This window comes from Candidatus Poribacteria bacterium (assembly GCA_016866785.1).
In the GTDB taxonomy this organism is placed as follows: domain Bacteria; phylum Poribacteria; class WGA-4E.
The window spans coordinates 1-6,620 of the sequence record VGLH01000170.1 but is presented as its reverse complement, the minus strand read 5'-3'; the positions used below and the strand labels follow the sequence as shown (position 1 = coordinate 6,620).

The 6,620-nt window shown below is 64.6% G+C and carries 5 protein-coding genes; 2 read left to right on the top strand and 3 right to left on the bottom strand.

The window, feature by feature from the left end; translation table 11 throughout:
- Positions 1-1,188 (bottom strand): NADP-dependent isocitrate dehydrogenase (locus FJZ36_17245; GenBank protein ID MBM3216646.1); only part of this gene is annotated, 1,188 nt, incomplete at its 3' end.
- A gap of 214 nt (positions 1,189-1,402) precedes the next feature.
- On the opposite strand from FJZ36_17245, the gene FJZ36_17240 reads away from it, so the two are divergent.
- Positions 1,403-2,446, top strand: a complete 1,044-nt coding sequence (locus FJZ36_17240) for a carbohydrate kinase (protein MBM3216645.1) — start codon at positions 1,403-1,405, stop codon at positions 2,444-2,446.
- Here FJZ36_17240 and FJZ36_17235 read toward each other — a convergent pair.
- Together FJZ36_17235 and FJZ36_17230 are read right to left on the bottom strand one after the other, a co-directional pair.
- Positions 2,443-4,290 carry a hypothetical protein gene (locus tag FJZ36_17235; GenBank protein MBM3216644.1) on the bottom strand — a complete coding sequence of 616 codons (1,848 nt, stop codon included), beginning with the start codon at positions 4,288-4,290 and terminating at the stop codon, positions 2,443-2,445. The two genes, FJZ36_17240 and FJZ36_17235, sit on opposite strands and share 4 nt — an antisense overlap.
- 54 nt (positions 4,291-4,344) lie before the next feature.
- Positions 4,345-5,700: a DUF4976 domain-containing protein gene (locus FJZ36_17230; GenBank protein ID MBM3216643.1), complete on the bottom strand. Its 1,356-nt coding sequence runs from the start codon at positions 5,698-5,700 to the stop codon at positions 4,345-4,347.
- Between FJZ36_17230 and FJZ36_17225 the strand changes: the two genes are divergently transcribed.
- Positions 5,692-6,620, top strand: a 929-nt coding sequence (locus FJZ36_17225) for a hypothetical protein (protein ID MBM3216642.1), incomplete at its 3' end; no start/stop codon positions are given. The genes FJZ36_17230 and FJZ36_17225 overlap by 9 nt on opposite strands.

Sequence of the window (6,620 nt, the reverse complement as noted above, 5' to 3'; positions counted from 1 at the left end):
GAGCTCCGCCGCTTCCGTCCAACCGAGGTGCTCGAACATCATCACTCCGGAGAGAATGACGCTGCACGGGTTCACGCGGTCTTGATTCGCGTATTTGGGTGCGGTTCCGTGCGTGGCTTCGAAAATGGCGTGACCCGTGACGTAGTTGATGTTCCCGCCCGGCGCAATCCCGATGCCGCCGACCTGTGCGGCGAGCGCGTCGGACAGGTAGTCGCCGTTCAGGTTCAGCGTCGCGATAACGTCGAACTCATCGGGACGAGTCAGCACCTGCTGGAGGGCGATGTCCGCGATGGCGTCTTTGATCAGCAGCTTGCCCGCCTTGAGAGCAGCCGTCTGTTCTGCGTTCGCGGCGTCTTCGCCCTTCGCTTCGATGGTGCGGTTCCACTGAGCCCAGGTGTACGTCTGGTCGCCGAACTCGCGCTCGGCGAGCTCGTAGCCCCAGTCGCGGAACGCGCCCTCGGTGAACTTCATGATGTTGCCCTTGTGCACGAGCGTCACGCTCTGACGCCTGTGCCGCAGGGCGTACTCGATGGCAGACCGTACCAGCCGTTCCGTTCCTGGCTGGCTGACAGGCTTGAGCCCGATGCCGACCGATCCGAAGGCATCGCCGCCGAACCGGACCTTGGAGAAGTCCTTGGGGAACTCCTGACGGAGGAAGTCGAGAACCTTCGCCGCCTCCGGCGTTCCGGCGCGGTACTCGATGCCGGCGTAGATGTCTTCGGTGTTCTCGCGGAAGATGACCATGTCCACCTTGTCGGGCCGCTTCACCGGCGAAGGAACGCCGGAGAACCATCGCACCGGGCGAAGGCAGACGTAGAGGTCGAGCATCTGGCGTAACGCGACATTCAGCGACCGGATGCCGCCGCCGACGGGCGTCGTCAGGGGTCCCTTGATTCCGACGAGGAACTCGCGGTACGCCTCCACAGTGTCGTCAGGCAGCCACGTCCCGAACTTCTGGAAGGACGTCTCTCCGGCGAAGACCTCCATCCAGGCGATGCGGCGGGCGCCGCCGTACGCCTTCTCCACGGAGGCGTTGAACACGCGCTCCGATGCCCGCCAGATGTCGGGCCCTGTGCCGTCGCCGCGTATGAACGGGATGATCGGGTTATCGGGGACGCTCAATCCAGATTCGACCAACGTGATCGGGTTGCCGTCATCGGGAGGGCTAGTCGTGGAGTATTGGCTCACCGAACACTCCTCGTCGTGCTCAAGGCGTTCTCCGGTGTCTTCACGGGATGCATCGGAATCCGATTCGATCCCGTGCCAATACTAGCACGCGCCCTTCAGAGCGCACAAGCATCTGGCGACGATCCGGCTGCGCGAACGACCTCGCAACGAACGCTGAAGCCGTGTAGGATCGAGGCTTCGTAGACCGCCGCACAGAGCCGATGGAGACCGCGCGATGGATCGGAACACACTCGAGCACGTCCTGAACTGCCTTCCAAAGCTCCAAATCGCCGTCGTCGGGGACTTCTTCCTGGACAAGTACCTGATTATCGACCCGGAGCTCGGAGAACCATCGGTCGAAACGGGGCTCGAGGCGCACCAGGTCGTCGCGAAGCGGCTGTACCCCGGCGCGGCAGGGACGGTGACGTCGAACCTGAGCGCGCTCGGCGTCGGCACGATCCACGCGGTTGGGATCATCGGTCGAGACGGAGAGGGATACGAGCTGAAAAAGGGGCTGGCGGATCGACGCGTACGGATCGACGCGCTGATCGAGACCGAAATGCGCGTCACGCCGACGTACACGAAGCCGATGCGCCGCCTGCCGGACGGTTCCGAAGAGGAGTTGAACCGACAAGACATCAAGAACCGCTCGACGACGCCCGGCGACCTGGAAGACGCCGTGATCGATGCGATGCGGGGAATGGCTTCACAGGTCGATGCCGTGATCGTCCTCGACCAGGTGTCGGAACGGAACTATGGCGTCGTGACGGACCGCGTGAGGGACGAGATCGCGCGAACCGCGTCGGCGTTCCCGGACGTCGTCTTCTTCGGCGACTCGCGCGCGCACATCGCCGAGTTCCGCAATATCGTCATCAAGCCCAACCAAAGGGAAGTCGTCGAAGCCGTGCGACCGGGCACGCCTGCGGATGCCTCACAGGAACGGGTGAGGGACTGCGCGGCAACGCTCGCGGCGCGCACCGGCAAGCCGATGTTCGTCACCCTCGGCGAAGCCGGGCTCCTCGTCTACGCCGATGGTTCCAGCACTCACGTGCCGACCATCAGCGCGGAGGGCCCCATCGACATCGTCGGGGCGGGCGACTCAACGACGGCGGGCATCGTCGTCGCCTTGTGCGCCGGGGCGTCGCATGTCGATGCGGCGGCGATGGGCAACATGGTCGCGTCCATCACGATTCAGCAGATCGGCGTCACCGGCACGGCATCGCCGGAGCAGGTCCGAGAGCGCTTCGAAATCTTCGCCGCCCGGGGGTTGGCGAGCTAGCCGTACCACAAGTACGTCGGCACGCGGAGCAGCGTGCCAGCGATCCCGAACCCGGCGTCGGCGAGGAACTCCCCTAGTATGGCTCCCAGGAACAAGGGTACGACTCTCCGATAGAGACCGATGCCGCCGGTTCGCAGCAACATCGACTTGATCGCCCAACTGATGAAGATGGAGAACCAGAAGGGGTTCATGCCCCAACTGCTGGATACGACGAACCCAACCGGGTGGAATGGGAACGACAGGAACCGCGTGCGCGCCACGCTCAGCAAGATCACCACGAGCGCCCCGACGCCGTACGCTCCCGCCATGGACGGATCGAACCCCGTCGGCGTGTCCAGCCAACGGGCGAGCCTGCCATACGCCTCGTTTGCGGGCCAGAAGCGGGTGGAGGTTCCGAACCGGTACGCCGAGTGGAGGTGTCCCCAGAACCCCGCCAGTGTGCCGAGCACAATCGCCACGACGATGGCGGTCGTGTGCCGCCGACTGTCGCTGTCCACTCGATCCGCGAGCTTGTAGCCTTCGAGGATCGTCGGCATCGGGTGGCTCCGATACGCCCGATTGAAGAACCAGAACATCGAGAGCACGGTCATCTCGCGCGGATTCGCAAACCGCGATCCGAGCACGGAGACCATCATCCGTTCGGGCCCGGCGAAGTGGAGGTCGTGCACCGGGGCTCCCAACTCGGCGCGGAGCCTGCCGATGGCTACTGACAGAAGCGCATAGAAACCGAAGAAGAGCAGGAACGCCACCGGCAGCAGACCTGCCCTCGCCGAGAAGATGCCGACGCCCACGGTTCCCAGTACGAGCGCAACCGCGCCCATGCGGGCGGAGCCGTCCCCGTCCCGATCCGAGCTGCGGAATCTCAGAGCGCGCTTCACTTCGTGACGTGCCGACCACAGGCTGACCGCCCCGAACGCGATGTATGCGCCGGTCGTCTGCTCGTCGATGAACGGGAATCCGGTGGCGCGGATCCCGCTGGCGGCAGCGGCGACGCGTTCCAGCTTCCAGAAGAAGTAGAAGAACCAGCACGAGAACGAAAGCTCCAAGGGAATCAGGAAGCCGAGCCCGACCGCGAACGGATGCGCCGCGACCGGAAGCCAGTCGATGGCGTTGAGTGGCTTCTCCGTGAACAACCGTGACAGGTCGATCGGTCTCCCGACCGTCGGGATCATCGGATAGAAGAAATGGAGCCCGTTCATCGTCGCCATGATCGCGCCGACCGCGAAGCCGACCCACATGACGGGAGCCCGAAACAGGCTCCCTTCCACCATCGCGAGAGGCAGTTGAATGACGGGGAAGCTCAGCCGCTCGTGCGCGACCCAGCGCGCGTTCAGAAGGAGAGTCATGCCCAGCATCATCAGGCACAGGCAGATCGTGAAGGCGCTCCACGCCAGCACTGGCGAGAGCCATGCGCGGATGTGCGCCATCATGTAGAACGTCGACTCTCCCGCAACGTAATGGGTGAGTGCCCCGCGATCAGCGACAATGCCCCACGCCGGCAGGTATTTCCCGAAGAGCCCCAGCCAGTCGTTCTCAGGCGTTGCGAGCGCATGGGGACCCGCGACCAGCGATCCGATCAACTGGAGCATGTCCAGTCCGTTGATCGCCGACGCGACGGCGATGCCGGCATAGATGGTCGTGATATCGCGAGGAGACAGGGCCCGGCGGGGCGAAAGCCGCGATGCCAGTCCGTTCGCGACGACCAGCACGAACAGATACAGAATGCAGTTGTAGTAGAGCGAGACCGTCGTCGGGTAGCCAGCGTTCCACAACGAGGCGCGCATCATCCAGACGGAGTTGATCGGGATGAGCAGCACGAGAGGGATGAGGACGCGCAGACGCATGGGGTCGCACGGGCTCGCCGCCCGCTCCTCGACATGTGACGCAGGTCGGACGCGCTACGCCCGCGCTTCCTCAGGCCTCACGCGACGTTGTCCGCTTCGCCGCACCGGGGCTGGAGTGATCTCAGGAGCCGCTTCGCCTACCTCCGCCATCCGTCGGAGCAGCCGCGCCCGCATCACCTCGGCGACGTCCTGATGCGACTCGAGACCGATCAGGTTTGCGAGCTCGTACGGGTCATGCTGTATGTCGTAGAGGAACTCCTCCGTGTACGTGTCGGAACCGGCGTGCTGCCAGCCCTGCCTGTCCGGGGCGCTGACGGAGTACTTCCAGCGCTTCGTGCGGATCGCTCTGCCGACTTGCGACTCGCTGATCTGGATGAACACGTCGTCCGACCAACCTTCGGTGTCGCCCTTGGTCAGCGGAAGGATGGAGCGCCCCTGCATCGCCTCGGGCACGGGCATTCCGGAGGCGTCCAGCAGCGTGGGCGGCAGGTCTACCAAGCTGACGAGCTGGTGAATGGTTCCGCCTCCGTCGAACCCCGGTCCTTGGAGCGCCGTAGGAACGCGGATCGAGCTGTCGTGGCACGACCGCTTGTACTCGCCGTTGCGGGTCTTGAAGTGGTTCGCGTGGTCGGACGTGAACAGTACGATCGTGTCATCGAGCAGGCGAAGGCTCCGTAGTGCGTCCAGCAACCGACCGAGAGCCTCGTCGAGCCGCTTGACCATGCCGTAGTAGCCAGCGATGTGTTGGTGTGTCGAGCCACCCAGCGCCGCGAGGTCCGCCGGTATCCACCCGCCCGTGTACCGTTCGCGGTAGCCGTCTGGCGGCGGATAGTCGTCCAGGTGGTTCTGGTGATGAGGCTCCAGGTAGGAGACGAAGAGAAAGAACGGGTCGGATCGGTGGGCGTCAACGTACCGAATGGCGGCGTCTGTCAAGGCATCGACTCGGTACCCTGGCAGTCGGGCCTCGCGGCAGTCGCCGTCGTACATCACGGTATCGTACGCGTCGGACGTGAACTCGAGAACGTTGGACGCGAGCCAGTAGTCGTATCCTCCTCGCCCTTCGGGTGGAACCGGGTCGCGGTCCGCCAAATGCCACTTGCCGATGTATCCCGTGGCGTACCCGGCGTCGCCGAAGTAGTGAGCCAGCGTCCTACTCTCTCCCGACAGAGGGATGCCGTTTCGGAAACACCCGGTGGACGTCGCGTACAGACCCGTCTGCAGCGAGGACCTAGCGGGACCGCAGACCGGCTGACAGGTGAACGAGTTGGCGACGTGCGTGCCGCGAATCGCCATACGATCGAGATTCGGGGTCAGCCCCATCGGATTGCCGTGCAATCCCGTCGTGTCCCAGCGCTGCTGATCCGTGAAGAACACGATGACGTTGGGTCGGCGTGCGCGCTGATGCGGCATGGGTTCCTCCAGATATCCGCAGATCCGACTGTGTCGGAGAGCCTATCAGACAGCGGGGAAGTCGTCACGTGTCTTGCCGCCTGCCCGCACTGTCGATGCTCGCTTGGCATCGTTGCCCGGAGGCCCCGGCTGTGGAATCATCGCGTCGTGCCCGGCTCACCGAACCTGCATTTCGAGATGGAGCCCATGCGACGCAAGACGATCATCATTGGGCTGGACGGCGTGCGACCCGACGCCCTCGCGGCGGCATCGACTCCCCACATCGACGCGCTGATCGCAGGCGGAGCCTACACGCCCACGGCTCAGACCTGCGCCATCACGGTCAGCGGGCCCGCCTGGACGAGCCTCTTGACCGGTGTGGAACCCGAGAAGCACGGCGTGGTGGACAACTCATTCGACGGCGCTCGGTACGACCGGTACCCGACGGTGTTCGACCGAGTGCGTGCCCATATTCCGCATGCGCGGACGGCGTCTGTCGTGAACTGGGGCCCGATCAACGACAGCATCATCCGCGAGGCGGACACGCTGATCTCCGTCAAGCCGGACGAGCTCGTCGCGGATGCAGTCGTGGAGCTCCTGCACGACGACGACCCCGATCTCGTGTTCGTGCAACTGGATCAACCAGACGCCGCCGGGCATTCGCACACGTACAGCCCGGAGTCGCCCGGCTACCTCCGCCAACTGTCTGAGACCGATGGTCATGTTGGGCGGATCGTCGGCGCAGTGCGAAACCGTCCGACCTACGCCGACGAAGATTGGCTGGTCATCGTGACGACGGACCACGGCGGGTCCGAGCGCGGGCATGGGAAGGACATCCCCGAACACCGGACCGTCTTCGTCCTGCTCGAAGGTCCCTCGGTTCAGGCGGGATCGCTCGACGGTGGGGTCAACATCGCGGACGTAGGCGTGACGGCGCTCGT